Consider the following 26,213-nt stretch of genomic DNA (forward strand, 5'->3'; position numbering starts at 1 on the left):
CGCGGATGGAAACGTTATGGTTTTAGTTAAGTGTGAGATTTCATTCGTTTAATGTAAAAGCAGCTGACAATTTGAGCCGTATTGTTTATCGCCCTCTTTCCCTTTGCATACTCTTGCTGCTGGCAGGCGGTACTGCCAGCGCGCAATCCTCGTTTATTCAACAGGCGGAAAATCCCTTCGATAACAACCAGGATGGTTTGCCTGATTTGGGCATGACGCCTGAGTCACACGAAGGTGAAAAACAGTTTGCTGAGATGGTGAAAGCCTTTGGCGAAGCGAGCATGACCGACAATGGGCTGGATACCGGCGAGCAGGCGCGTCAGTTTGCGTTTGGCCAGGTGCGGGACGCCGTGAGTGAACAGGTGAATCATCAACTGGAGTCCTGGCTTTCGCCCTGGGGGAATGCGAGTGTCGATCTCAGGATTGATAACGAAGGGAGCTTTACCGGTAGTCGTGGGGGCTGGTTTATTCCCTGGCAGGACAACACGCGGTATCTGACCTGGAGTCAACTCGGGCTGACTCAGCAGGACGATGGCCTGGTCAGTAATGTCGGCATCGGCCAACGCTGGGCGCGCGACGGCTGGCTGTTAGGGTACAACACTTTTTATGACAACCTGCTGGATGAAAATCTGCAACGGGCAGGATTTGGCGCGGAAGCGTGGGGCGAATACCTGCGATTATCCGCCAATTACTACCAGCCTTTCGCTTCCTGGCATGAACAGACCACCGCCTTAGAGCAGCGTATGGCGCGCGGCTACGATGTTACTGCGCAGATGCGTATGCCGTTTTATCAACACCTCAACACCAGCGTCAGCGTGGAACAGTATTTCGGCGAACGGGTGGATCTGTTCGACTCAGGCACGGGATACCATAATCCGGTAGCGGTAAAACTAGGGCTTAATTACACGCCGGTGCCGCTGGTGACGGTGACGGCGCAACATAAACAGGGCGAGAGCGGGGTGAGCCAGAATAATCTGGGGTTGAACCTGAACTACCGTTTTGGCGTGCCGCTGAACAAACAGCTGTCGGCCAGCGAGGTGGCGGAGAGTCAGTCGTTGCGCGGCAGTCGCTATGACAACCCACAGCGCAATAATCTCCCGACGATGGAGTACCGTCAGCGTAAAACGCTCACTGTTTTTCTGGCGACGCCGCCGTGGGATCTCCAGCCTGGCGAGACGGTGCCGCTGAAGGTGCAGATTCGCAGTCGGCATGGCGTTCGTCATGTAACATGGCAGGGCGATACGCAGGCGCTGAGTCTGACGGCAGGAGCGAAGGCGGACAGCGCAGAGGGCTGGACCATTATCATGCCGGCCTGGGACAGCAGCGAAGGGGCGACAAATCGCTGGCGGCTGTCGGTCGTTGTTGAAGATGAGCAGGGCCAGCGTGTCTCCTCCAATGAGATCACGCTATCACTGACTGAACCGTTTATGGCGATGCCCGATAACGATCCGCGCTGGAAGCTGCTCCCGGAGGAGTAATCAGAAGATGCGTTCCTGATGCACCCATACCGCCGCTTCGACGCGTGACTTCAGCTTCATCTTCTTCAGCATATGTTTCACATGCACTTTGACCGTACTCTCGGTGATATCCAGGCGGCGGGCGATCATTTTATTCGGCAGCCCCTGGGCGATCAGCTTCAGGATATCGCGTTCGCGCGGCGTCAGTTGGGTCACGTCGCGGTCAGAGGTCGCGCGGTTTGCCCGCAGGCTGGCGGCCAGAACCGGCGTTAACGCTTCGCTCAGCACCATTTCGCCAGCGGCCGCTTGCTGTAAGGCTTTCAGCAGATCTTCCGGCTCCATATCTTTTAACAGATAGCCGTCTGCGCCGCGCTTCAGCGCCGTCACCACGTCTTCTTCATGATTGGACACGCTGAATACCACGATACGGCCTGACAGTGATTTCTCACGCAGCTTATCCAGGGTTTCCAGACCGTTCATGCCCGGCATGTTCAGATCCAGCAGGATCAGATCGGGATCAAGAGACTCTGCCAGCTCAATACCCTGCTCGCCATTACTGGCTTCGCCGATCACTCTAATATCGGGCGCCATGCTGACAAGCTGTTTAACACCGGTCCGTAACATCGGATGATCGTCGATCAGCAGGATGGTAGCCGGTTCCTGATTACTCATGGGTATCTCCTTGGACTTCTGTGAAGTTTGTTTCGGGAATAAAGGTGACAGCAACTTCCGTACCGCCCGTCTCACGACGGCGTACACGACAATCGCCACGCAGGCTCTGCGCGCGGTCACGCATAATAATCATGCCATAATGGTTACTGCGCTCGGCGTTTTCTGGTACGCCGCAGCCGTTGTCTTTTACTGTCAGTTTGACCTGATTGCCATTTTGCACCACGGCGACGGCCACCTCATCGGCATGGGAATGCTTGAGGGCGTTACTTAACGCTTCGCGGGCAATTTGCAACAGGTGGATAGCCTGATGCGACGGCACCCGTCGCGGCGGGAGCTGATAATCCAGCTTCACCGTAAAACCAAATCGGGCGCTATATTCCTGACAGCTCGCCTCCAGCGCAGGCCGCAGGCCGGGTTCGGTCAACTGTAACCGGAAGGTGGTCAACAGTTCACGTAGCTGTACCCAGGAGGTATTCAGTTCGTTGCGGATCTGGCTGAGCAACTCGCGGCTGCTTTCCGGCAACGTCGCGCCCTGCATTTGCAGACAGCTGACCTGCATCTTCATGCAGGAGAGCGATTGTGCAATAGAATCATGAAGTTCGCGGGCAATGGTGGCACGCTCTTCCATCACAATCAACTGTTGCTGGCGTTCCTGATTTCTGTCCAGCGCCAGCGTAGCGGTCAATTGCTCGACTAGCGTATCAATCATCTGCTGCTGATCGTGACTCAGATGGCGCCCGTGCGGCAGCGTCGCCAGCAGAATGCCGTATTGCGTATGGGCATCGGTAAGTCGCCATTTCAGCGTGGTGCCGCCGTTGATCGCGGGCAGCGCGCCGCGCGGGCAGAGGTGGCACCCTTTGTCATCACAACTGCTGTCGGACTGGCAGGTGAACTCCTGATGATTATCTTCATCTTCCAGGTCATAAACCCGCAGTTCAATATCGTGCAGCAGCGTCAGGTTTTGCAGGCCGTTCAGCACCGGGGAGAGGCGCTCGCACAGCGGCACCTGGGAATGCAGGCGGCGGTTGGCCTGCCACAGGAATGAGAGGATCTGGTTTTTATGCTCCAGCCCGGCTGTCTTTTCCTGCACGCGTTGTTCCAGTACGGCGTAACTTTCGGCCAGCTCTTCTGACATGTTGTTGAGCGCTGAGCCTAACATCGCCATCTCATTGCGCCCGCTGATATGCGCCCGCTGGGTGAAGTCGCGCTGGCTGACGGCTCGCGCCATCGAAAGCAGTTGTTTCCACGGTTGCAGCAGGCGCGCTCGTAGCCAGATGATCGTAAAGACGAACAGCAGCGCCATAAAGATGGCCATTAACCGATGCACCATCACCACGCGCTCAATGCGCAGCTCGGTCGTGTGATCAAAGGCGGTGACTAACCGATCCAGACCGGTGACAAAACGCATAACATCGCCGGCAACGGCGTTTCTGTCCTGCGCGCGTTGCAGCCCTGGCGCCAGTTCCGTATGCCAGTAGTCCTGTAGCGCGCGAAGCTGCTCTTGTTGCCCGTCGCGTTCCGCAGCGCGGGTCAGTTCAGGGCTGAACGCCGTCTGTTTCATCTCATCCAGCAGCTTTTGGTCGTGGGCGCTCAGCGGCACTGCTGCCAGCAGACGATAGCTCTGCATACGCAGCGAACCGGCCTTGTTGATCGCATGGGCGCTGCCTTGTACGCCCTGAACCAGCCAGCCAGAGATAGCCATGCCCGCCACACCGATAGCGGTGGACAGGAGAACAATAAGCGCCAGTTGGTTGACCAGCGTGAGTGGAGAGAGACAACGTTTAAACATGTAGACTTCTTCCTTCAGGCTTCCTGCTCAGGAAACCTTAATGAATGACGATTCTGCCGGGATGCTCACCGAGGGGCGTTTCGACAGTGACGTTATTCTCAGCCATACCCTGGAGTATACCCATACCTATAACGAGTTACCTCTTAATTGCTGGTGGTGGGAGGGGATCGCGAAGCCGGGGGGTAGGGTTATACAGCACCGTGAAAAACCACATCTTTTTTGTCGACAAAGCCTACTCACTAAGGGGCATGATAATTTTTAGCCGCGAATAATGACGGCTTTTCCTTTGATTTATATCAACTTACCCCCGGCTGTAAACCCTAATGTGGCAGACATCGAATCGAGTAACAGAGGTGTCTATGAGTCACTCATCTGCCCCCGAAAGGGCATCTGGAGCTGTAATCACAGAATGGCGGCCGGAAGATCCCGCTTTCTGGGAACAGCGTGGTCATCGTGTTGCCAGCCGCAACCTGTGGATTTCCGTCCCCTGTTTGCTGCTGGCGTTTTGTGTATGGATGTTATTCAGCGCTGTCGCGGTGAATTTACCGAAGGTCGGTTTTAACTTCACCACCGATCAGCTGTTCATGCTGACCGCCTTGCCGTCTGTTTCTGGCGCATTACTGCGTGTGCCATACTCCTTTATGGTTCCTCTGTTTGGCGGCCGCCGCTGGACGGCGTTCAGCACCGGGATTCTGGTCATTCCTTGCGTATGGTTAGGTTTTGCCGTACAGGACACCTCCACGCCGTTTAGCACCTTTATTCTGATTTCTCTGCTGTGCGGTTTTGCCGGCGCGAACTTTGCTTCCAGCATGGCTAACATCAGCTTCTTCTTTCCAAAACAGAAACAGGGCGGTGCGCTGGGTCTGAACGGCGGTTTAGGCAACATGGGCGTGAGCGTTATGCAGCTGGTCGCGCCGCTGGTGGTCTCGTTGTCTGTCTTTGCCGTATTTGGCAGTCACGGTGTGGAACAGCCGGACGGTTCGCAGCTGTATCTGGCGAACGCCGCCTGGATTTGGGTGCCGTTCCTGGCCATTTTCACCCTGGCCGCCTGGTTCGGTATGAATGAGCTGGCGACCTCGAAGGCTTCGCTGAAAGATCAGTTGCCGGTACTTAAACGTGGGCACCTGTGGATGATGAGCCTGCTGTATCTGGCTACGTTCGGTTCATTCATCGGCTTCTCCGCCGGGTTTGCGATGCTGTCCAAAACGCAGTTCCCGGAAGTACAGATCCTGCATTATGCCTTCTTCGGGCCGTTAATCGGCGCGCTGGCCCGTTCTGCGGGCGGGGCAATTTCCGACCGTCTGGGCGGAACGCGCGTGACGCTGGTTAACTTTGTGCTGATGGCGATTTTCAGCGCCTTACTGTTCCTGACCTTGCCTTCTAACGGCCAGGGCGGCAGCTTTATCGCCTTCTTCGTTGTCTTCCTGGCGCTGTTCCTGACTGCCGGGCTGGGCAGTGGGTCTACTTTCCAGATGATCTCCGTTATTTTCCGTAAGCTGACGATGGACAGGGTTAAAGCGGAAGGGGGTTCTGAAGAGAAAGCGCTGCGTGAAGCCGCGACCGATACCGCAGCCGCATTGGGCTTTATCTCTGCGATTGGCGCAATCGGCGGTTTCTTTATTCCGAAAGCATTCGGGACATCTCTGGCATTAACCGGCTCACCGGTCGATGCGATGAAAGTGTTCCTGATTTTCTATATCGCCTGCGTAGTCATCACCTGGGCGGTATACGGACGTCATTCTAAAAAATAAAAAAGTAATTGTTTGATTATCCATTGCGCGGCGTTAGACCGCGCTTTTTTTTGCCTGTATTTAGTTACAACATACTTATTTATAAATAAACAACGCCGGTTTGTCAGAACGGCGTTCATTTATGCCTTGCAGGGGGCATACCCCTTAATACCCACTTATAAAGAATTTAACATTTACATAATGGATGAATTTAAAAATATTCATATTAATCAGTATGTTGAATGAATAAAAATCATCCTCCTTAAGGGGTATGTCAAAAAACACCCCCGATTTTCATCCCCGTCTGCCTTGATCGTTATCAATTCTGACGCCCTTTCAGAGCGTTACCTTCACAGCCAATCCAGCAATGTCGATTTATCAGAGAGCCGTCAGGCTCCAAACAGGAGAAACCCGATGAGTAAATTCCTGGACCGGTTTCGCTACTTCAAACAGAAGGGCGAAACCTTTGCCGATGGGCACGGCCAGCTTCTCGAAACAAACCGGGACTGGGAGGATGGATACCGCCAACGTTGGCAGCATGACAAAGTCGTGCGTTCAACCCACGGGGTAAACTGTACCGGCTCTTGCAGCTGGAAAATTTATGTGAAAAACGGTCTGGTCACCTGGGAAACCCAGCAGACAGACTACCCGCGCACCCGCCCGGATATGCCGAACCATGAACCTCGCGGCTGCCCGCGCGGTGCGAGCTACTCCTGGTATCTCTACAGCGCAAACCGCCTGAAATATCCGCTGATGCGTAAGCGCCTGATGAAAATGTGGCGTGATGCGAAAAAACTGCACAGCGATCCGGTAGAAGCCTGGGCTTCCATCATCGAAGACGCCGATAAAGCAAAAAGCTTCAAACAAGCGCGTGGTCGTGGTGGCTTCGTTCGTTCTTCCTGGCAGGAAGTGAACGAACTGATTGCGGCATCCAACGTTTATACCATTAAAAATTACGGTCCCGATCGCGTGGCGGGCTTCTCGCCGATTCCGGCAATGTCGATGGTCTCTTACGCATCCGGTGCTCGTTACCTGTCTCTGATCGGCGGGACTTGCCTGAGCTTCTACGACTGGTACTGCGACCTGCCGCCTGCGTCTCCGCAGACCTGGGGCGAGCAGACGGACGTACCGGAATCCGCTGACTGGTACAACTCCAGCTACATCATCGCCTGGGGCTCTAACGTTCCGCAGACCCGTACCCCGGATGCCCACTTCTTTACTGAAGTGCGTTACAAAGGCACCAAAACAGTTGCCGTTACGCCTGACTACGCTGAAATCGCCAAGCTGTGCGACCTGTGGCTGGCGCCGAAGCAGGGGACTGACGCCGCGATGGCGCTGGCGATGGGCCACGTCATGCTGCGTGAATTCCACCTTGATAACCCGAGCCAGTATTTCACCGATTACGTCCGTCGCTATACCGACATGCCGATGCTGGTGATGCTTGAAGAACGCGACGGTTACTATGCCGCTGGCCGTATGCTGCGCGCCGCCGATCTTATTGACGCGCTGGGGCAGGAAAACAACCCGGAATGGAAAACCGTTGCCATCAACACCCGCGGCGATATGGTTGCGCCGAACGGTTCTATTGGCTTCCGCTGGGGCGAGAAAGGCAAATGGAACCTCGAACAGCGTGACGGTACGTCAGGCGAAGAAACCGAACTGCAACTCAGCCTGCTGGGTAGCCAGGATGATATCGCAGAAGTGGGCTTCCCGTACTTTGGCGGTGAAGGCACTGAACACTTCAACAAAGTCGAGCTGCAAAACGTTCTGCTGCACAAGCTGCCGGTGAAACGCCTGCAACTGGCGGACGGAACCACCGCGCTGGTGACTACCGTTTACGATCTGACGATGGCGAACTATGGCCTGGAACGCGGTCTGAACGACGAAAACTGCGCAACCAGCTACGACGACATTAAAGCCTATACTCCGGCGTGGGCAGAGCAGATAACCGGCGTACCGCGTGCGCAAATCACCCGTATCGCCCGTGAATTTGCGGACAACGCCGATAAGACGCATGGTCGTTCAATGATCATCGTCGGCGCCGGCCTGAACCACTGGTATCACCTCGATATGAACTATCGTGGGCTTATCAACATGCTGGTGTTCTGCGGCTGTATCGGTCAGAGCGGCGGCGGCTGGGCGCACTATGTCGGCCAGGAAAAACTGCGTCCGCAGACTGGCTGGCAGCCGCTGGCGTTTGCTCTTGACTGGCAGCGTCCGGCGCGTCACATGAACAGCACCTCCTATTTCTATAACCACTCCAGCCAGTGGCGCTACGAGACGGTTACCGCGCAGGAACTGCTGTCGCCGATGGCGGATAAATCCCGCTACAGCGGTCATCTGATCGACTTCAACGTGCGTGCTGAACGCATGGGCTGGCTGCCGTCTGCGCCGCAGTTGGGCACCAACCCGCTGTACATCGCGCGTGAAGCGGAAAAAGCCGGAATGACGGCGGTGGATTACACCGTTAAATCGCTGAAAGAAGGCTCGATTCGTTTTGCGGCGGAGCAGCCGGAAAACGGGAAAAACCACCCGCGTAACCTGTTTATCTGGCGCTCGAACCTGCTGGGTTCATCCGGTAAAGGGCATGAGTACATGCTGAAGTACCTGCTGGGTACGGAAAACGGTATTCAGGGCAAAGATCTGGGTATGCAGGGCGGCGTGAAGCCGGAAGAAGTGGAATGGCAGGATAACGGTCTTGACGGCAAACTGGACCTGGTGGTGACGCTGGACTTCCGTCTGTCGAGCACCTGCCTGTACTCCGACATCGTGCTGCCGACCGCCACCTGGTATGAAAAAGACGACATGAATACCTCGGATATGCATCCGTTTATTCACCCGTTGTCTGCCGCCGTTGACCCGGCCTGGGAATCGAAAAGCGACTGGGAAATCTATAAAGGCATCGCGAAGAAATTCTCTGAAGTCTGCGTGGGACACCTTGGCAAAGAAACCGATGTGGTGACGCTGCCGATTCAGCACGACTCCGCTGCCGAACTGGCGCAGCCGCTGGACGTGAAAGACTGGAAAAAAGGCGAATGCGACCTGATCCCAGGTAAAACCGCGCCGCACATCATTCCGGTGGAACGCGACTACCCGGCGACGTATGAGCGCTTTACCTCTATCGGCCCGCTGATGGAGAAAATCGGCAACGGTGGCAAGGGTATCGCCTGGAACACTCAGAGCGAAATGGATTTGCTGCGTAAGCTCAATTACACCAAAGCTGAAGGCCCGGCAAAAGGCCAGCCGATGCTGAATACCGCGATTGATGCCGCCGAGATGATCCTCACGCTGGCGCCGGAAACTAACGGCCACGTAGCGGTGAAAGCCTGGGCGGCGCTGAGTGAGTTCACCGGTCGCGACCATACGCATCTGGCGACCAATAAAGAAGAAGAGAAAATCCGCTTCCGCGATATTCAGGCGCAGCCGCGTAAGATTATCTCCAGCCCGACCTGGTCTGGCCTGGAAGATGAACACGTCTCTTACAACGCCGGTTATACCAACGTTCACGAGCTGATTCCGTGGCGTACGCTGTCTGGCCGCCAGTCCCTGTATCAGGATCATCAGTGGATGCGTGACTTTGGCGAAAGCCTGCTGGTTTACCGTCCGCCAATCGACACGCGTTCAGTGAAAGCGGTGATGGGTGAGAAATCTAACGGCAACCCGGAAAAAGCGCTCAACTTCCTGACGCCGCACCAGAAGTGGGGTATCCACTCTACCTACAGCGACAACCTGCTGATGCTGACGCTGTCGCGCGGTGGGCCGATTGTCTGGATGAGCGAAACCGATGCCAAAGATCTGGGTATTGAAGATAACGACTGGATCGAGGTCTTTAACAGCAACGGTGCGCTGACGGCACGCGCGGTGGTAAGCCAGCGTGTTCCGGCCGGGATGACCATGATGTACCACGCGCAGGAACGTATCGTTAACCTGCCGGGTTCAGAAATTACCCAGCAGCGCGGCGGTATTCACAACTCGGTAACCCGTATCACGCCGAAGCCGACCCACATGATCGGCGGCTATGCGCAGCTGGCCTACGGCTTTAACTACTACGGTACGGTCGGTTCAAACCGCGATGAGTTTGTTGTGGTGCGTAAGATGAAGAACATTAACTGGTTGGATGGCGAAGGCAATGACCAGGTACAGGAGAGCGTAAAATGAAAATTCGTTCACAAGTCGGCATGGTGCTGAATCTCGATAAATGCATCGGCTGCCACACCTGTTCAGTGACCTGTAAAAACGTCTGGACCAGCCGTGAAGGTATGGAATACGCCTGGTTCAATAACGTGGAAAGTAAGCCTGGCGTCGGTTTCCCGAACGACTGGGAAAATCAGGAAAAATGGAAAGGCGGCTGGGTCCGTAAAATTAACGGCAAACTGCAACCTCGCATGGGCAACCGTGCGATGCTGCTGGGTAAAATCTTCGCTAACCCGCATCTGCCGGGCATTGATGATTACTACGAGCCGTTTGATTACGACTACCAGAACCTGCATACCGCGCCGGAAAGCAAGCATCAGCCGATTGCGCGCCCGCGCTCGCTGATCACCGGTCAGCGGATGAACAAAATCACCAGCGGTCCGAACTGGGAAGAAATTCTGGGCGGCGAATTTGAAAAACGCGCCAAAGACCAGAACTTCGAAAACATGCAGAAGGCGATGTACGGCCAGTTCGAAAACACCTTCATGATGTATCTGCCGCGTCTGTGCGAGCACTGCCTCAACCCGGCGTGCGTGGCGACCTGCCCGAGCGGCGCCATCTACAAGCGTGAAGAGGACGGCATCGTCCTGATTGATCAGGACAAATGCCGCGGCTGGCGTATGTGCATCACCGGTTGTCCGTACAAGAAGATCTATTTCAACTGGAAGAGCGGGAAGTCCGAGAAGTGTATTTTCTGCTATCCGCGTATTGAAGCGGGTCAACCGACCGTATGTTCCGAAACCTGCGTGGGTCGTATCCGTTACCTTGGCGTGCTGCTGTATGACGCCGATGCGATTGAAAGCGCAGCCAGCACGGAGAACGAGAAAGATCTGTATCAGCGCCAACTGGATGTGTTCCTCGATCCGAACGATCCGGCGGTCATTGAACAAGCGCTGAAAGACGGCGTTCCGCAGAGCGTTATCGATGCGGCGCAGCAGTCCCCGGTTTACAAAATGGCGATGGACTGGAAGCTGGCGCTGCCGCTGCACCCGGAATACCGTACGCTGCCGATGGTCTGGTACGTGCCGCCGCTGTCACCGATTCAGTCTGCGGCGGACGCCGGCGAACTGGGCAGCAACGGCATCCTGCCGGACGTGGAAAGCCTGCGTATCCCGGTTCAGTACCTGGCGAACCTGCTGACCGCAGGCGACACTCAGCCGGTACTGCTGGCGCTGAAACGTATGCTGGCGATGCGTCACTACAAACGTGCGGAAACCGTTGACGGTAAACTGGATACCCGCGCGCTGGAAGAGGTGGGTCTGAGCGAAGCGCAGGCGCAGGAAATGTACCGTTACCTGGCAATTGCGAACTATGAAGACCGTTTCGTTATCCCGAGCAGCCATCGTGAGCTGGCGCGTGAGGCGTTCCCGGAGAAAAGCGGTTGCGGCTTTACGTTCGGCGATGGTTGCCACGGTTCAGATACCAAATTCAACCTGTTCAACAGCCGCCGCATTGATGCCATCGATGTGAGCAGCAAAACGGAGCCGCACCAATGATTGAACTCGTCATTGTTTCGCGTCTGCTCGAGTACCCGGATGCTGCCTTATGGCAGCATCAACAGGAACTTTTCGATGCACTCGCGTCATCTGAAAACCTGGATAAAGAAGATGCTCAGAGTCTGGCGGTTTTCCTGCGCGATCTCACTGCGCAGGAGATGCTGGATGTACAGGCAAGCTACAGCGAACTGTTTGATCGCGGTCGCGCCACGTCGCTGTTGCTGTTTGAGCATGTTCATGGCGAATCCCGCGATCGCGGCCAGGCAATGGTCGACTTGATGGCGCAGTACGAGCAGCACGGCCTGCAACTCGACAGTCGTGAGTTGCCTGACCATCTGCCGCTGTATCTGGAGTATCTGGCGCAGTTGCCGAAAAACGACGCGCTTGGCGGCTTGCAGGACATCGCGCCGATTCTGGCGTTGCTGGGCGCACGTCTGCAACAGCGGGAAAGTCGCTATGCGGTGCTGTTCGATCTGCTGCTGAAGCTGGCTAATACCGTTATCGACAGCGACAAAGTGGCAGATAAAATTGCGGATGAAGTCCGTGACGATACCCCGCAAGCACTGGATGCCGTCTGGGAAGAAGAACAGGTGAAATTCTTTGCTGAGCAGGGTTGCGGCGAGTCGGAGATTTCCGCTCACCAGCGTCGTTTTGCCGGGGCTGTCGCTCCGCAATATTTGAATATCACCACCGGAGGACAGCAATAATGCACTTCCTGAATATGTTCTTCTTTGATATCTATCCGTACATTGCCGGGTCAGTGTTCCTGATTGGCAGCTGGCTGCGCTATGACTACGGTCAGTACACCTGGCGTGCGGCTTCCAGCCAGATGCTGGATCGCAAAGGGATGAACCTGGCTTCGAACCTGTTCCACTTCGGTATTCTGGGGATCTTCGCGGGTCACTTCCTGGGGATGCTGACGCCGCACTGGATGTACGAAGCGTTCCTGCCGATTGAAGTGAAGCAGAAAATGGCGATGATTGCCGGCGGCGCCTGTGGCGTGATGACGCTGGTTGGTGGCGTACTGCTGCTCAAACGCCGTCTGTTCAGCCCACGCGTGCGTGCAACGACCACGGGAGCGGATATTTTGATCCTTTCTCTGCTGGTGATTCAGTGCGCGCTGGGACTGCTGACTATTCCGTTCTCTGCGCAACATATGGACGGTAGCGAAATGATGAAACTGGTGGGATGGGCACAATCTGTGGTGACGTTCCACGGCGGCGCGTCTGAGCATTTAGAGGGCGTAGCGTTCATTTTCCGCCTGCACCTGGTGCTGGGGATGACGTTGTTCCTGCTGTTCCCGTTCTCGCGCCTGGTTCACATCTGGAGCGCGCCGGTCGAGTACCTGACGCGTAAATACCAGGTCGTGCGTGCCCGTCGCTGATACAGCTTTGCGTGCGGCTAAACCCTGCTTCGGCAGGGTTTTTTTATGCCTGTCTGCCGGATGGCGGCTGCGCCTTATCCGGCCTACGATCGGACATAACATGTGGTTATGTGATCATGTAGGCCCGGTAAACGGAGTGCCACCGGGCAAAATATGGAGTACAGGAATTTAATTTGGCTGGGGTGCAACAGATAAATAATGGTGGTGGGGGAAGGATGACTCGGCGCGTTGCGCCTCGCCCTTCGGGTCGTTGCCTTCGGCAACGCTTTCTCGCTTCCGCTCGAATCGAACCTTAGTCGAAGCTTCTCATCCTTCCCCGTGAGGACAGAATATAGGGCAAGGTTATTAAAAGTAGTTTGTGTGCTTTCAGGAAGTAATGGTGGTGGGGGAAGGATTCGAACCTTCGAAGTCGATGACGGCAGATTTACAGTCTGCTCCCTTTGGCCACTCGGGAACCCCACCAGGGGTAATTCAAATTGTAGAGGTCTTGCGAAGAGATGGTGGTGGGGGAAGGATTCGAACCTTCGAAGTCGATGACGGCAGATTTACAGTCTGCTCCCTTTGGCCGCTCGGGAACCCCACCACGGGGTAATGCTTTGTACTGGCCTGCTTCCTGTTGGGAAACGGGGCGCATCATATCAAATGACACGCCGCTGTAAAGCATTCCTTTGCTTAAAATGAACTGTTTGCGTACTTTTCATCCGTAACGGAGTAAAGCTAATCAATTCATATCGTTGACGATTACAGAATGATGGTGCGATTCCCGTAAACAAACACACGCTGGGCCAGCACCTTATACAATGCGCGGCTTAAAACATTCTTTTCAACATCACGCCCTGCACGCATCATATCCTCAGCCGTATAGGTGTGATCGACATGAATTACGTCCTGCATAATGATCGGGCCTTCGTCCAGATTATCGTTCACGTAGTGCGCAGTAGCGCCGATAATTTTCACGCCACGCTCATAAGCCTGATGGTAAGGACGTGCGCCAATAAAAGCCGGCAGGAACGAATGGTGAATATTGATAATCTTATTCGGGAAGCGGGAAACGAATTCCGGCGTCAGGACGCGCATATACTTAGCCAGCACGACATAATCAGGCTGGTGCGCATCAATGGCGTCCGCCATCTGTTTATCGTGCTCGTCGCGCGTTAACCCTTCGTGGCTGACCAGTTCGAAAGGAATATCAAAACGTTCAACCAGAGGTCGCAGGGTTTCGTGGTTGCCGATTACGGCGGAAATCTCAACGTCGAGCCCGCCATAGTTGGCTTTCATTAACAGATCGCCCAGACAATGCGCTTCTTTGGTGACCAGAATGACGATGCGGCGACGCCCGGCAGGATTCAACTCGCGCACCGAACCTTCCGGTAATGCGCTGTCGAGATCGGCAAGCAGCGTGACATCATTAAAAATGCCTTCCAGCTCTGTGCGCATAAAGAAGCGCCCGGTCCGGTGGTCAACAAATTCGTTGTTTTGCACGATATTGAGTTCGTGCTTGTAGCAGATATTTGTAATACGCGCGATGAGGCCCTTCTGATCGGGGCAGATAGTACGCAGAACTTTTCGTTGTAGTGAGTGCATTACCGGGTAAATCCTGTTTAATGTGTTTGCTGTATCAGCACTGTCAGGCGTTTTAGCCGCAGCACTTTTTAAATTTTTTGCCGGACCCGCAGGGGCAGGGATCGTTTCGACCAAACTGGGGGCACGTACCGTCAATATAGTACCACTGACCGTTTTCTTTTAAGAAACGCGAACGTTCAATAATCGCGCCGGGTGTTCCCTGTTCGATAAAACGGGCCACAAAACTGACATACCCTGTGTTTTCCGCGTCTGACCCGCTCTCTTCAAAAATGGTCAACCCAAGCCACTCAGTATGGGCGAACCCCGCGACAATATCGTCCCGAAAGGCGGTTGCACCACAGGCGGGATGCCAGGTTCTAATCAGGTAATTTGCGTCTTTCATCACAAAAGCGCAGTAGCGAGAACGCATGAGATGTGACGGATCGGGTGCAACTCGCTCACCGGACACAATAGGGCCGCAACATAGGCTATACTCGACAGCGCTACCGCAGGGACAAAGCTGAGACACAATCATCTCCCTGGATAAAAAAAACGGCGTACAAACGCCAGGGTAGCGCTATGTTAACCGAGTGGTGACGATGTTGCTACGTCTGGAAGCCAGGGGAAGTTTTTACGTACGATGAGAAAAATTAAAATAGGGCTGGCGCTAGGTTCCGGCGCCGCAAGAGGATGGTCGCATATTGGTGTCATCAAAGCCCTGAAACACATGGGCATTGATATCGATATCGTGGCGGGATGTTCAATTGGTTCGCTGGTTGGCGCCGCATACGCCTGCAATAAACTGCCCGCGCTTGAACAGTGGGTGTGTTCGTTCAGTTACTGGGATGTCCTGCGCCTGATGGATCTCTCCTGGCGCAGAGGAGGGTTGCTGCGCGGCGAGCGCGTCTTCAATCAGTACCGGAACGTTATGCCGGTACTGGATTTTGAACAATGCACCCGACGTTTTGGTACGGTGGCGACCAACCTGAGTACAGGGCGAGAATTGTGGTTTACCGAAGGCGACCTGCACCTTGCGGTTCGCGCGTCTTGCAGTATGCCAGGCCTGATGTCTCCGGTGGCGCATAACGGCTACTGGCTGGTGGATGGCGCCGTCGTTAACCCTGTTCCTGTCTCTCTGACGCGTGCGATGGGCGCCGATATTGTTATTGCGGTCGACCTTCAGCACGATGCGCACCTCATGCAGCAAGATCTTTTGTCTTTGAATGTCAGCAATGATAACGACGAGAGTGATGATTCGCTCTCCTGGCATGCGCGTTTGAAAGAGCGCCTCAGCAGCATGACTTCACGCCGTGCGGTCACCGCGCCAACGGCGATGGAGATTATGACAACGTCCATTCAGGTGCTGGAAAACCGCCTTAAACGCAACCGAATGGCAGGCGACCCGCCGGATATTCTGATTCAACCGTTCTGTCCGCAAATATCCACGTTGGACTTCCACCGTGCCAGTGCCGCTATTGCTGCGGGACAACTGGCGGTAGAGAAAAAGATGGACGAACTTTTGCCTTTGGTGCGTACCGACGTTTAACGCACCTTTTATACACACTTAAGCAAATTCTGACAGGCGCGAGCGGCAATAGCATGCCACTATTTACTAAAGCCAGTCAGGGGAGAAAACATGACGCAGCCATTGGTCGGAAAACAGATTCTTATTGTGGAGGACGAGCCTGTATTTCGCTCGCTTCTGGATTCGTGGTTTTCCTCTTTGGGAGCGACAACGGCACTGGCGGGCGATGGTCTTGACGCCCTGGAATTACTGGGAAGTTTTACGCCTGATCTGATGATCTGCGATCTTGCGATGCCAAGGATGAACGGTCTCAAACTGGTAGAGCATTTACGTAATCGGGGCGATCAGACCCCCATTCTGGTTATCTCGGCGACAGAAAATATGGCAGATATCGCCAAAGCGCTGCGACTGGGCGTTGAGGACGTCCTGCTAAAGCCAGTGAAAGATCTCAATCGTCTGCGGGAAACCGTCTTCGCCTGCCTCTATCCCAATATGTTTAACTCTCGGGTTGAAGAAGAAGAACGCCTGTTTCGGGACTGGGATGCGATGGTTGATAACCCGGTGGCGGCAGCAAAGCTGTTGCAGGAGTTGCAACCTCCGGTTCAGCAGGTTATCTCGCATTGCCGAATCAATTACCGCCAACTTGTTGCGGCAGACAAACCCGGTCTGGTGCTGGATATTGCGCCGCTGTCTGATAACGATCTCGCTTTTTATTGCCTCGACGTGACGCGGGCAGGGGATAATGGCGTACTGGCCGCGTTATTACTGCGGGCGCTATTTAATGGCTTATTACAGGAACAGCTCGCTCATCAGAATCAGCGTTTGCCGGAACTGGGGGCGTTATTGAAACAGGTCAATCATCTGCTTCGGCAGGCGAATTTGCCGGGGCAGTTTCCGCTATTAGTGGGTTATTACCACAGCGGTCTTAAAAATTTGATACTGGTTTCAGCAGGCCTGAATGCGACGTTAAATACCGGTTCTCACCAGGTACAGATCAGTAATGGCGTTCCGCTGGGCACGTTGGGCAATACCTACCTGAACCAATTAAGCCAACGCTGCGGGTCATGGCAGTGCCAAATTTGGGGCGCGGGTGGGCGTTTGCGTCTTATGTTGTCTGCGGAATGAGCAAATGAAAAGGCAAAGTGAAATTGATTTACCCGCCTTTCTCTGTGGGTGCTACTATCAGCGCCAGATTATACGTATTTGTCTTAATTATACTAACACGCGTCCTTTTCGGAACTGAGGCTTGTACCAGTGCTGATATACTCGGATGCGATACAGATTGATGAACACGTTCAATACATGAACAGTCCAGGAGATTTTTAAATGGCTGCCCTAAATTCGAAAGTCAAAAAAGCCGTTATCCCGGTCGCGGGATTAGGAACCAGGATGTTACCGGCGACGAAAGCGATCCCGAAAGAGATGCTGCCGCTGGTTGATAAGCCATTAATTCAGTATGTCGTGAATGAATGTATTGCTGCGGGCATCACTGAAATTGTGCTGGTGACGCACTCTTCCAAAAACTCGATCGAAAACCATTTCGATACCAGTTTCGAGCTGGAAGCCATGCTGGAAAAACGTGTTAAGCGTCAGCTGCTGGAAGAGGTGCAATCTATTTGCCCTCCGCACGTAACGATTATGCAGGTGCGTCAGGGGCTGGCGAAAGGCCTGGGTCATGCCGTATTGTGCGCGCATCCTGTTGTTGGTAATGAGCCCGTCGCGGTGATTCTGCCGGACGTTATTCTGGATGAATACGAATCCGATCTGTCTCAGGATAACCTTGCTGAAATGATTCGTCGTTTTGACGAAACCGGCTGTAGCCAGATTATGGTTGAGCCTGTTGAAGATGTTACCGCATACGGCGTTGTTGATTGCAAGGGCGCGGCGCTGGCACCGGGCGAAAGCGTGCCGATGGTTGGCGTTGTAGAGAAGCCGAAAGCGGATGTCGCGCCGTCTAATCTCGCGGTAGTTGGCCGTTATGTCCTGAGCGCGGACATCTGGCCTCTGCTGGCGAAAACCCCTCCGGGAGCGGGCGACGAAATTCAGCTGACCGACGCGATTGATATGCTGATCGAAAAAGAAACGGTCGAAGCCTACCATATGAAGGGCAAAAGCCACGACTGCGGTAATAAATTAGGTTACATGCAGGCGTTCGTTGAATATGGCATCCGTCATAATTCTCTGGGCGCTGAATTTAAAGCATGGCTTGAAGACGAGCTGGGTATTAAGAAGTAAGCGGTATAATCTGAAAGGCGCGGCGCTGTTTAACAGCGCCGTTTTTTTTGCCCTGAACAGACGAGGTATGAGGGAAGGGCAAAAAAAATCCCGCCACTGGCGGGATTTTAAGCAAACATATTCCGAATTATCCCTTGATCAGGAAATCGTCCAGTTGTTTACCTTGTTCTTCCATCGCTTTTTTGATCACTGCTGGTGTACGACCCTGGCCAGTCCAGGTTTTCGTTTCACCGTTTTCATCAACGTAGCTATATTTAGCCGGACGAGCAGCGCGTTTAGCTTTAGTGCCAGATTTAACGGCAGCCATGCTATTCAGCAGTTCGTTCGGATCAATACCGTCGGCAATCAGCATTTCACGATATTGTTGCAGTTTACGGGTACGCTCTTCAACTTCAGCTGCGGCGGCGCTTTCTTCTTCGCGACGCTCGTTAACAACAACTTCTAATTTTTCCAGCATTTCTTCAAGCGTTTCCAGGGTACATTCTCTTGCCTGTGCACGAAGAGTACGGATGTTGTTCAGAATTTTAAGTGCTTCGCTCATTGTAGTAATCTCAAACTTATATTGGGGGTGGTTTGTTGAGCTAATAATAGAGCGATAAATTCAGATGTGCAATAGCCTGGAATGTAAGGAATTCAAAATTGCTCTTTATTAAGTACAGATATTAATTATCCCATCTTAAATTTTTCTTGAAGAACCGCACAAAAAAGAGCTTATTGGCAACGAGGTTACTCATGGCATAACGTTAAAATTCCAGGATTTTAGTCACATTTTATCAGGGTGGAATAGGCTGTCATTGCAGTAATTTCAACCTTTTGTATTAGTTTCCCTTACGGGAAAGTCCTAATACGTTGCCACATTTATGAGGAAGCGTAACAATAAGTATGAGCGCCCGGTTATGCGATGAGATGATAAGCAGCATTGATGAATATCTTAGGCACAATTTGTGAAGGAATGTGTATAACCGAACGATGTTTGCTCAATTCTTTATACTGGAGGCGTGACGAGGCGCCCCCGACATGCCGGTAAATTATGATACAATCCCGCCCAATCTTTATTTCAGCCAGGTGAGGGCCTGCTGCCAATGGCACAGCTATATTTCTACTATTCGGCAATGAATGCGGGTAAGTCGACTGCATTGCTGCAATCTTCATACAATTATCAGGAACGCGGGATGCGTACCGTTGTATATACAGCGGAAATTGATGACCGCTTCGGCGCCGGTAAAGTCAGTTCGCGTATCGGTCTCTCCTCGCCAGCAAAATTGTTTAACCAAAATTCATCGTTGTTTGAAGAGATTCGCGCCGAGAATGCGCAACAGACAATACATTGCGTTCTGGTTGATGAGTGTCAGTTTTTGACTCGCCAGCAGGTGTACGAATTATCTGAGGTTGTTGACCAACTGGATATTCCGGTGTTGTGTTACGGGTTGCGTACTGATTTTCGTGGCGAGTTATTTGGCGGCAGCCAATACTTACTCGCGTGGTCAGATAAACTCGTCGAATTAAAGACAATCTGTTTCTGTGGCCGTAAGGCAAGCATGGTATTGCGTCTTGATCAGTCTGGCAGACCTTATAATGAAGGGGAGCAGGTTGTGATTGGTGGGAACGAGCGTTATGTCTCCGTATGCCGCAAGCATTACAAAGAAGCCCTTGCCGAAGGCTCCCTGACGTCGATTCAGGAGAAACACCGCCACGCGTGATTGCGTGCGTTCTGTAGGCCTGATAAGGCGCTTGCGCTGCCATCAGGCAACCCCTCTACAACATTACGCAGAACCTGTAGGCCTGATAAGGCGCTTGTGCCGCCATCAGGCAAAAAAAAGCCCCCGAAGACGGGGGCTTTTTCAGAATGTCGCCTGGGCTAACGAATTAAGCAGATTTCTTCGCTTTCTTGTCAGCTTTCGGTGCGGTAGCTTCTTTCTTCGCAGCAACTTCACCTTCAGTGAATTCACGGCCGTAGTAGGTATCCAGCAGAATCTGTTTCAGCTCGGAGATCAGCGGGTAACGCGGGTTAGCGCCGGTGCACTGGTCATCGAATGCATCTTCAGACAGCTTGTCTACATGAGCCAGGAAGTCAGCTTCCTGCACGCCAGCTTCACGGATAGACTTAGGAATACCCAGCTCCGCTTTCACGCTTTCCAGCCATGCCAGCAGTTTCTCGATCTTAGCGGCAGTACGGTCGCCCGGTGCGCTCAGACCCAGATGGTCGGCGATTTCTGCATAGCGACGGCGAGCCTGCGGACGGTCATACTGGCTGAACGCAGTCTGCTTGGTCGGGTTGTCGTTCGCGTTGTAACGGATAACGTTACAAATCAGCAGGGCGTTTGCCAGACCGTGCGGAATGTGGAACTGAGAACCCAGTTTATGCGCCATAGAGTGGCACACACCCAGGAAGGCGTTTGCAAACGCGATACCGGCGATAGTCGCTGCACTGTGAACGCGTTCACGCGCTACCGGGTTTTTAGACCCTTCGTGGTAGGACGCTGGCAGATTTTCTTTCAGCAGTTTCAGTGCCTGCAAAGCCTGACCGTCAGAGAACTCAGATGCCAGTACGGAAACGTAGGCTTCCAGTGCGTGAGTGACCGCATCCAGACCACCGAACGCACACAGGGACTTCGGCATGTCCATAACCAGGTTCGCATCGACAATCGCCATATCCGGCGTCAGCGCATAGTCTGCCAGCGGATATTTCTGACCGGTCGCATCGTCGGTAACAACAGCAAACGGCGTTACTTCAGAACCGGTACCGGAAGTGGTAGTGATTGCGACCATTTTCGCTTTCACGCCCATTTTCGGGAACTTGTAGATACGTTTACGGATGTCCATAAAGCGCAGCGCCAGTTCTTCGAAGTGGGTTTCAGGATGTTCGTACATGACCCACATGATTTTCGCCGCATCCATCGGGGAGCCGCCGCCCAGCGCGATGATCACGTCTGGTTTGAAGGAGTTCGCCAGCTCTGCGCCTTTACGAACGATAGTCAGCGTCGGATCAGCTTCAACTTCAAAGAAGACTTCAGTTTCAACGCCAGCCGCTTTCAGCACGGAGGTGATCTGGTCAGCATAGCCATTGTTGAACAGGAAACGGTCGGTCACGATGAGCGCACGTTTGTGGCCATCAGTAATCACTTCATCCAGCGCGATTGGCAGAGAGCCACGGCGGAAGTAGATAGATTTCGGAAGTTTGTGCCACAACATGTTTTCAGCTCGCTTAGCAACGGTTTTCTTGTTGATCAGGTGTTTCGGACCAACGTTTTCAGAGATGGAGTTACCACCCCAGGAACCACAACCCAGAGTCAGGGAAGGTGCGAGTTTGAAGTTATACAGGTCGCCGATACCACCCTGAGAAGCCGGGGTGTTAATCAGGATACGCGCGGTTTTCATCATCTGACCGAAGTAAGCAACGCGTTCTGGCTGGTTGTCCTGGTCGGTGTACAGACAGGAGGTATGACCGATACCGCCCATTGCAACCAGTTTTTCTGCTTTATCAACAGCGTCTTCGAAGTCTTTAGCGCGATACATTGCCAGCGTCGGAGACAGCTTTTCGTGAGCGAACGGTTCGCTATCATCAACAGCCGTTACTTCGCCGATCAGAATCTTAGTGGTTTCTGGTACGGTGAAGCCAGCCAGTTCAGCAATTTTATATGCCGGTTGACCAACGATAGCCGCGTTCAGCGCGCCATTTTTCAGGATAACGTCCTGAACGGCTTTCAGCTCTTTGCCTTGCAGCAGGTAGCCGCCGTGGCTGGCGAAACGTTCGCGAACTGCGTCATAAACGGAGTCAACAACAACAACGGACTGTTCAGATGCACAGATTACGCCGTTATCGAAGGTTTTGGACATCAGTACGGAAGCCACAGCACGTTTGATATCTGCTGTTTCGTCGATAACAACCGGCGTGTTACCTGCACCAACGCCGATAGCCGGTTTACCAGAGCTGTATGCAGCTTTAACCATGCCCGGACCGCCTGTCGCCAGGATCAGGTTGATATCAGGGTGGTGCATCAGCGCGTTAGACAGTTCAACGGAAGGTTGATCGATCCAGCCAATCAGGTCTTTCGGCGCGCCCGCAGCGATAGCCGCCTGCAAAACGATGTCAGCCGCTTTGTTCGTTGCATCTTTGGCACGCGGATGCGGAGAGAAGATGATTGCGTTACGCGTCTTCAGGCTAATCAGAGACTTAAAGATCGCAGTAGACGTCGGGTTAGTGGTCGGTACGATACCGCAGATGATACCAATCGGTTCAGCAATGGTGATAGTTCCGAAGGTATCGTCTTCAGACAACACACCACAGGTTTTTTCATCTTTATAGGCGTTATAGATGTATTCGGAGGCGAAGTGGTTTTTAATCACTTTATCTTCGATGATACCCATGCCGGATTCGGCAACGGCCATCTTAGCGAGGGGAATTCGAGCATCTGCGGCAGCCAGAGCGGCGGCGCGGAAGATTTTGTCAACCTGTTCTTGAGTGAAACTGGCATATTCACGCTGGGCTTTTTTCACACGCTCTACGAGTGCGTTAAGTTCAGCGACATTAGTAACAGCCATAATGCTCTCCTGATAATGTTAAACTTTTTTAGTAAATCATCTGCTCGATACGAGAGTATAGACAGATTGACGAAAGTTTGTATAACAGTCTGAAAATCAAACGGTTACTTAACGTCCATTTCGCTCTGATTTACTAAAAGAGCTTAAGCGATAGCGTTATCTAACTCTAACGCGTTACCTCCAGGTGGCGTAAGCAAGGTTACTCACTTCTGAGTAGTAATTGCGTGATCCAGATCAAATTTAAGCAAAGCTGACACCTTTCAGCAGCCCATTTAAGCCATTTCCGCCAAGTGTTAATAAATAGTGGTGATGAATAGAGGTGAAGTTAGCATAATCTACACATATTTATAACACCGAGAAATAGTCGTAATTTCAAGCAGTCAGGAGGTGAAATATGCTGACAAAAGGCGTATCTTCAGCGCGTTTTTCACCATTTTTATCGACATCATTTATCCGGCCAACGTTTCGGAGCTAACCGTGACCCAAACGCTTTTTGATTTTCCTGTTTATTCCAAGTTTTTCATAGGGTTATTTGCGCTGGTAAACCCGGTAGGGATTATCCCCGTCTTTATCAGCATGACCAGCTACCAGACGGCAGCGGCGCGCAACAAAACAAATCTCACGGCAAACCTGTCGGTAGCCATCATTTTGTGGATTTCGCTCTTTCTCGGAGATGGCATTTTGCAACTCTTCGGCATTTCGATCGATTCGTTCAGAATTGCCGGTGGGATTCTGGTGGTGACGATCGCGATGTCGATGATCAGCGGGAAGCTGGGTGAAGATAAGCAAAACAAACAGGAAAAATCAGAGACCGCCATTCGCGAAAGTATTGGCGTGGTTCCGCTGGCCTTACCATTAATGGCAGGGCCGGGGGCCATTAGTTCGACGATTGTGTGGGGAACGCGTTACCACACCATTATGCATTTAATCGGCTTCTCTGTGGCCATCGCTCTGTTTGCGTTCTGTTGTTGGGGGGTGTTCCGCATGGCGCCCTGGCTGGTGCGTTTATTGGGGCAAACGGGCATCAACGTCATTACGCGTATTATGGGCTTGTTGCTGATGGCGTTGGGCATTGAATTCATTGTTACGGGGATTAAAGCGATTTTCCCCGGTTTACTGAATTAACGACTCTGACCGATAAAACGGAGCCGCTTCAGGCTCCGTTTCTTTTTCATTATCAGTAAATCTTCTCACTAAAGTTGAAATTCAGCGTTGAAATAATAAAAGATGCTGATAATGTTTATGCCTCTTTGTTATTGATTCTATTATAAATTATTCTAATAACACTCACGCCTGCCGTTATGCCGCCTGTTATTTTCTTAACATCATACTCTGGGGCTTGATGAAGGATTATCGAAATGTTATTAGTTATTTCAACGCTCTCTCAGATGAATGTGCTAAATAATAACCAATTGTTAAATTTATGTGCATTTTTGCCTGACGGCAGCAACAGAACGAGGTCAGACTGTGGGTGAGTAGTTAACGTATTGACTGGGCAAATAATTTTTCCTAAACGTCTCTTTTGGAGATGTCTTTCTGGTCAAAAATTTTTCCGTAAAAGAGAATTAGTTAACAAATCTGTAAAATGTATTGGCGGTTAAGAAACGCATTTGGTACTTTCCGGCCAGATATTTTGCAGAAGATTTTGCGGTGATGAGAATTATTTTCAATAAGCTTCTTGCACCAGACAGAATAAATGTCCGTCTCTGACAGGGGAGGCGGATACGGAATCGACGTAAGGCGATCGTACGAATCGTCAGAATAAATAAAGTCGGTGATAGCAAAGCAGTAAACGACCTGGCAGCAGCAAAATCTCCAGTGCTGTACAGGACCCTAACGGGATTAAACAGGCTGGTTAAGAAAACCAGTAATTATAATGAGTGGAGTACAAACACAATGTCCAACATCACAAAAAAAAGTTTGCTGGCGGCGGGGATTTTAACTGCGCTAATCGGCGGGAATGTCGCAATGGCCGCAGATGTCCCGGCGGGTGTTCAGCTGTCTGACAAGCAGACGCTGGTTCGCAATAATGGTTCTGAAGTTCAGTCTCTCGACCCACATAAAATTGAGGGTGTCCCGGAGTCAAACGTCAGCCGCGACCTGTTTGAAGGTTTACTGATCAGCGACGTTGAAGGCCACCCGTCACCGGGCGTCGCTGAAAAGTGGGAAAATAAAGATTTTAAAGTCTGGACATTCCATCTGCGTAAAAACGCAAAATGGTCAGACGGCACGCCTGTTACCGCGCACGATTTTGTATATAGCTGGCAGCGCCTGGCGAATCCGAATACCGCATCACCGTATGCCAGCTATTTGCAATACGGGCACATCGCGAATATCGATGACATTATTGCGGGCAAAAAACCGGCGACCGATCTCGGCGTAAAAGCCATCGACGATAATACGTTCGAAGTGACGCTGAGCGAACCGGTGCCTTATTTCTACAAACTGTTGGTTCACCCGTCCGTTTCTCCGGTTCCTAAAGCGGCTGTGGAAAAATTTGGCGAGAAATGGACCCAACCTGCGAATATCGTGACCAACGGCGCGTATAAACTCAAAAACTGGGTCGTCAACGAGCGGATTGTTCTGGAACGTAATACCCAGTACTGGGATAACGATAAAACGGTTATCAACCAGGTGACTTATCTGCCAATCTCTTCTGAAGTGACGGATGTGAACCGCTATCGCAGCGGTGAAATCGACATGACCTATAACAACATGCCGATTGAGTTATTCCAGAAGCTGAAAAAAGAGATCCCAAATGAAGTGCGCGTTGACCCGTATCTGTGCACTTACTATTACGAAATTAATAACCAGAAAGCGCCGTTTAACGACGTGCGCGTTCGCACCGCGCTGAAACTGGCGATGGATCGCGACATTATCGTTAATAAAGTGAAGAACTAGGGCGATTTGCCAGCCTACAGCTACACCCCTCCGTATACCGATGGCGCGAAACTGGTTGAGCCTGAGTGGTTCACATGGTCACAGGAAAAACGTAACGAAGAAGCGAAAAAACTGCTGGCGGAAGCCGGTTATACCGCCGATAAGCCGTTAACGTTTGACCTGCTGTACAACACCTCCGATCTGCATAAAAAACTGGCGATCGCGGTCGCATCAATCTGGAAGAAAAACCTGGGCGCCAACGTGAAGCTGGAAAACCAGGAGTGGAAAACCTTCCTTGATACCCGTCATCAGGGGACGTTTGATGTCGCGCGTGCGGGCTGGTGCGCAGACTACAATGAACCGACGTCCTTCCTGAACACCATGCTGTCCGACAGCTCAAACAACACCGCTCACTATAAGAGCCCGGAGTTTGACAAGCTGATTGCCGATACGCTGAAAGTGACCGACGAAGCACAACGCACCGAGTTGTATGCCAAAGCGGAACAGCAGCTTGATAAAGATTCTGCGATTGTGCCGCTCTATTACTATGTGAACGCGCGTCTGGTGAAACCGTGGGTAGGCGGCTATACCGGTAAAGACCCGATGGATAATATCTACGTTAAGAACTTGTATATTATCAAGCATTAATGGCAAAGCGTGGGGCAAATGTGTTTTGCCCCACAGTGTCTTATTTTCATCGCACTATAAACATCTCTCTTTCAGTGCGTCTGAATGACGAGATGTAA

Annotated in this window: 17 protein-coding genes, 2 tRNA genes, 1 other RNA gene and 1 pseudogene; 12 read left to right on the forward strand and 9 right to left on the reverse strand. The window is 52.5% G+C overall.

All coding sequences use genetic code 11. The features are described 5' to 3' along the window. The first annotated feature begins 71 nt into the window (after nt 1–71). The gene (locus OGX81_RS19870; protein ID WP_024130295.1) at nt 72–1,478 is read left to right on the forward strand and encodes a YchO/YchP family invasin; all 1,407 of its coding nucleotides are present in this window, start codon (nt 72–74) and stop codon (nt 1,476–1,478) included. On the opposite strand, the gene narL is transcribed toward OGX81_RS19870, so the two are convergent. Next, nucleotides 1,479–2,129, reverse strand: coding sequence for a two-component system response regulator NarL (gene narL, locus OGX81_RS19875; RefSeq protein WP_104868602.1), 651 nt, complete (start codon nt 2,127–2,129; stop codon nt 1,479–1,481). Next, nucleotides 2,122–3,918, reverse strand: a complete 1,797-nt coding sequence (gene narX / locus OGX81_RS19880) for a nitrate/nitrite two-component system sensor histidine kinase NarX (RefSeq protein WP_049010662.1) — start codon at nt 3,916–3,918, stop codon at nt 2,122–2,124. The genes narL and narX overlap by 8 nt, the downstream gene beginning before the upstream one ends. Before the next feature lie 359 nt (nt 3,919–4,277). Between narX and OGX81_RS19885 the strand changes: the two genes are divergently transcribed. From OGX81_RS19885 to narI, 5 genes are all read left to right on the forward strand, one after another. After that, entirely contained in the window at nt 4,278–5,669 is a 1,392-nt protein-coding gene (locus tag OGX81_RS19885) for a NarK family nitrate/nitrite MFS transporter (RefSeq protein WP_024130296.1), read from the forward strand. Between the two features lie 393 nt (nt 5,670–6,062). After that, nucleotides 6,063–9,806 carry a nitrate reductase subunit alpha gene (locus tag OGX81_RS19890; protein WP_012132184.1) on the forward strand — a complete coding sequence of 1,248 codons (3,744 nt, stop codon included), beginning with the start codon at nt 6,063–6,065 and terminating at the stop codon, nt 9,804–9,806. Then, nucleotides 9,803–11,338 carry a nitrate reductase subunit beta gene (gene narH, locus OGX81_RS19895; RefSeq protein ID WP_012132185.1) on the forward strand — a complete coding sequence of 512 codons (1,536 nt, stop codon included), beginning with the start codon at nt 9,803–9,805 and terminating at the stop codon, nt 11,336–11,338. Before OGX81_RS19890 ends, narH begins: the two co-directional genes overlap by 4 nt. Next, the gene (gene narJ / locus OGX81_RS19900) at nt 11,335–12,045 is read left to right on the forward strand and encodes a nitrate reductase molybdenum cofactor assembly chaperone (RefSeq protein ID WP_286487633.1); all 711 of its coding nucleotides are present in this window, start codon (nt 11,335–11,337) and stop codon (nt 12,043–12,045) included. The genes narH and narJ overlap by 4 nt, the downstream gene beginning before the upstream one ends. Continuing rightward, nucleotides 12,045–12,722, forward strand: coding sequence for a respiratory nitrate reductase subunit gamma (narI, locus tag OGX81_RS19905; RefSeq protein ID WP_012132187.1), 678 nt, complete (start codon nt 12,045–12,047; stop codon nt 12,720–12,722). Before narJ ends, narI begins: the two co-directional genes overlap by 1 nt. A 199-nt stretch (nt 12,723–12,921) precedes the next feature. Here narI and OGX81_RS19910 read toward each other — a convergent pair. The 5 genes from OGX81_RS19910 to OGX81_RS19930 all read right to left on the reverse strand — a co-directional run bounded on the left by OGX81_RS19910 (nt 12,922) and on the right by OGX81_RS19930 (nt 14,814). Next, nucleotides 12,922–13,053, reverse strand: a non-coding RNA gene (locus OGX81_RS19910) — RtT sRNA. A gap of 46 nt (nt 13,054–13,099) precedes the next feature. After that, nucleotides 13,100–13,184, reverse strand: a tRNA-Tyr gene (locus OGX81_RS19915). A gap of 36 nt (nt 13,185–13,220) precedes the next feature. Then, a tRNA-Tyr gene (locus tag OGX81_RS19920) sits at nt 13,221–13,305 on the reverse strand. A 158-nt stretch (nt 13,306–13,463) separates the two neighbouring features. Further along, complete coding sequence (gene purU / locus OGX81_RS19925) at nt 13,464–14,306, reverse strand: formyltetrahydrofolate deformylase (RefSeq protein ID WP_104868603.1); 843 nt, start codon at nt 14,304–14,306, stop codon at nt 13,464–13,466. A 52-nt stretch (nt 14,307–14,358) separates the two neighbouring features. After that, entirely contained in the window at nt 14,359–14,814 is a 456-nt protein-coding gene (locus tag OGX81_RS19930; RefSeq protein ID WP_104869127.1) for a YchJ family protein, read from the reverse strand. Between the two features lie 111 nt (nt 14,815–14,925). On the opposite strand from OGX81_RS19930, the gene rssA reads away from it, so the two are divergent. The 3 genes from rssA to galU all read left to right on the forward strand — a co-directional run bounded on the left by rssA (nt 14,926) and on the right by galU (nt 18,045). Further along, the gene (gene rssA / locus OGX81_RS19935; protein WP_012132192.1) at nt 14,926–15,831 is read left to right on the forward strand and encodes a patatin-like phospholipase RssA; all 906 of its coding nucleotides are present in this window, start codon (nt 14,926–14,928) and stop codon (nt 15,829–15,831) included. Nucleotides 15,832–15,921: 90 nt separating this feature from the next. After that, nucleotides 15,922–16,935, forward strand: coding sequence for a two-component system response regulator RssB (rssB, locus tag OGX81_RS19940; protein ID WP_104868604.1), 1,014 nt, complete (start codon nt 15,922–15,924; stop codon nt 16,933–16,935). Between the two features lie 201 nt (nt 16,936–17,136). Continuing rightward, nucleotides 17,137–18,045, forward strand: coding sequence for a UTP--glucose-1-phosphate uridylyltransferase GalU (galU, locus tag OGX81_RS19945; protein WP_012132194.1), 909 nt, complete (start codon nt 17,137–17,139; stop codon nt 18,043–18,045). 127 nt (nt 18,046–18,172) lie between these two features. On the opposite strand, the gene hns is transcribed toward galU, so the two are convergent. Then, nucleotides 18,173–18,586, reverse strand: coding sequence for a histone-like nucleoid-structuring protein H-NS (gene hns / locus OGX81_RS19950; protein WP_012132196.1), 414 nt, complete (start codon nt 18,584–18,586; stop codon nt 18,173–18,175). A 541-nt stretch (nt 18,587–19,127) separates the two neighbouring features. Between hns and tdk the strand changes: the two genes are divergently transcribed. Then, nucleotides 19,128–19,745 (forward strand): thymidine kinase, encoded by a 618-nt coding sequence (tdk, locus tag OGX81_RS19955; RefSeq protein WP_049011365.1) that lies wholly within the window; start codon nt 19,128–19,130, stop codon nt 19,743–19,745. A gap of 166 nt (nt 19,746–19,911) precedes the next feature. Here the strand turns inward: tdk and adhE are convergent, their stop codons facing one another. Next, on the reverse strand, nt 19,912–22,587 hold the full coding sequence (adhE, locus tag OGX81_RS19960) for a bifunctional acetaldehyde-CoA/alcohol dehydrogenase (protein WP_049011363.1): 2,676 nt from the start codon (nt 22,585–22,587) through the stop codon (nt 19,912–19,914). 477 nt (nt 22,588–23,064) lie between these two features. On the opposite strand from adhE, the gene OGX81_RS19965 reads away from it, so the two are divergent. Both OGX81_RS19965 and oppA read left to right on the forward strand, forming a co-directional pair. Further along, nucleotides 23,065–23,712 (forward strand): YchE family NAAT transporter, encoded by a 648-nt coding sequence (locus OGX81_RS19965; RefSeq protein WP_024130298.1) that lies wholly within the window; start codon nt 23,065–23,067, stop codon nt 23,710–23,712. Between the two features lie 771 nt (nt 23,713–24,483). Further along, a pseudogene (oppA, locus tag OGX81_RS19970) lies at nt 24,484–26,115 on the forward strand (oligopeptide ABC transporter substrate-binding protein OppA). Nucleotides 26,116–26,213 lie beyond the last annotated feature (98 nt).

Source organism: Citrobacter sp. CK206 (assembly GCF_030333125.1).
Taxonomy (GTDB): domain Bacteria; phylum Pseudomonadota; class Gammaproteobacteria; order Enterobacterales; family Enterobacteriaceae; genus Citrobacter_B; species Citrobacter_B koseri.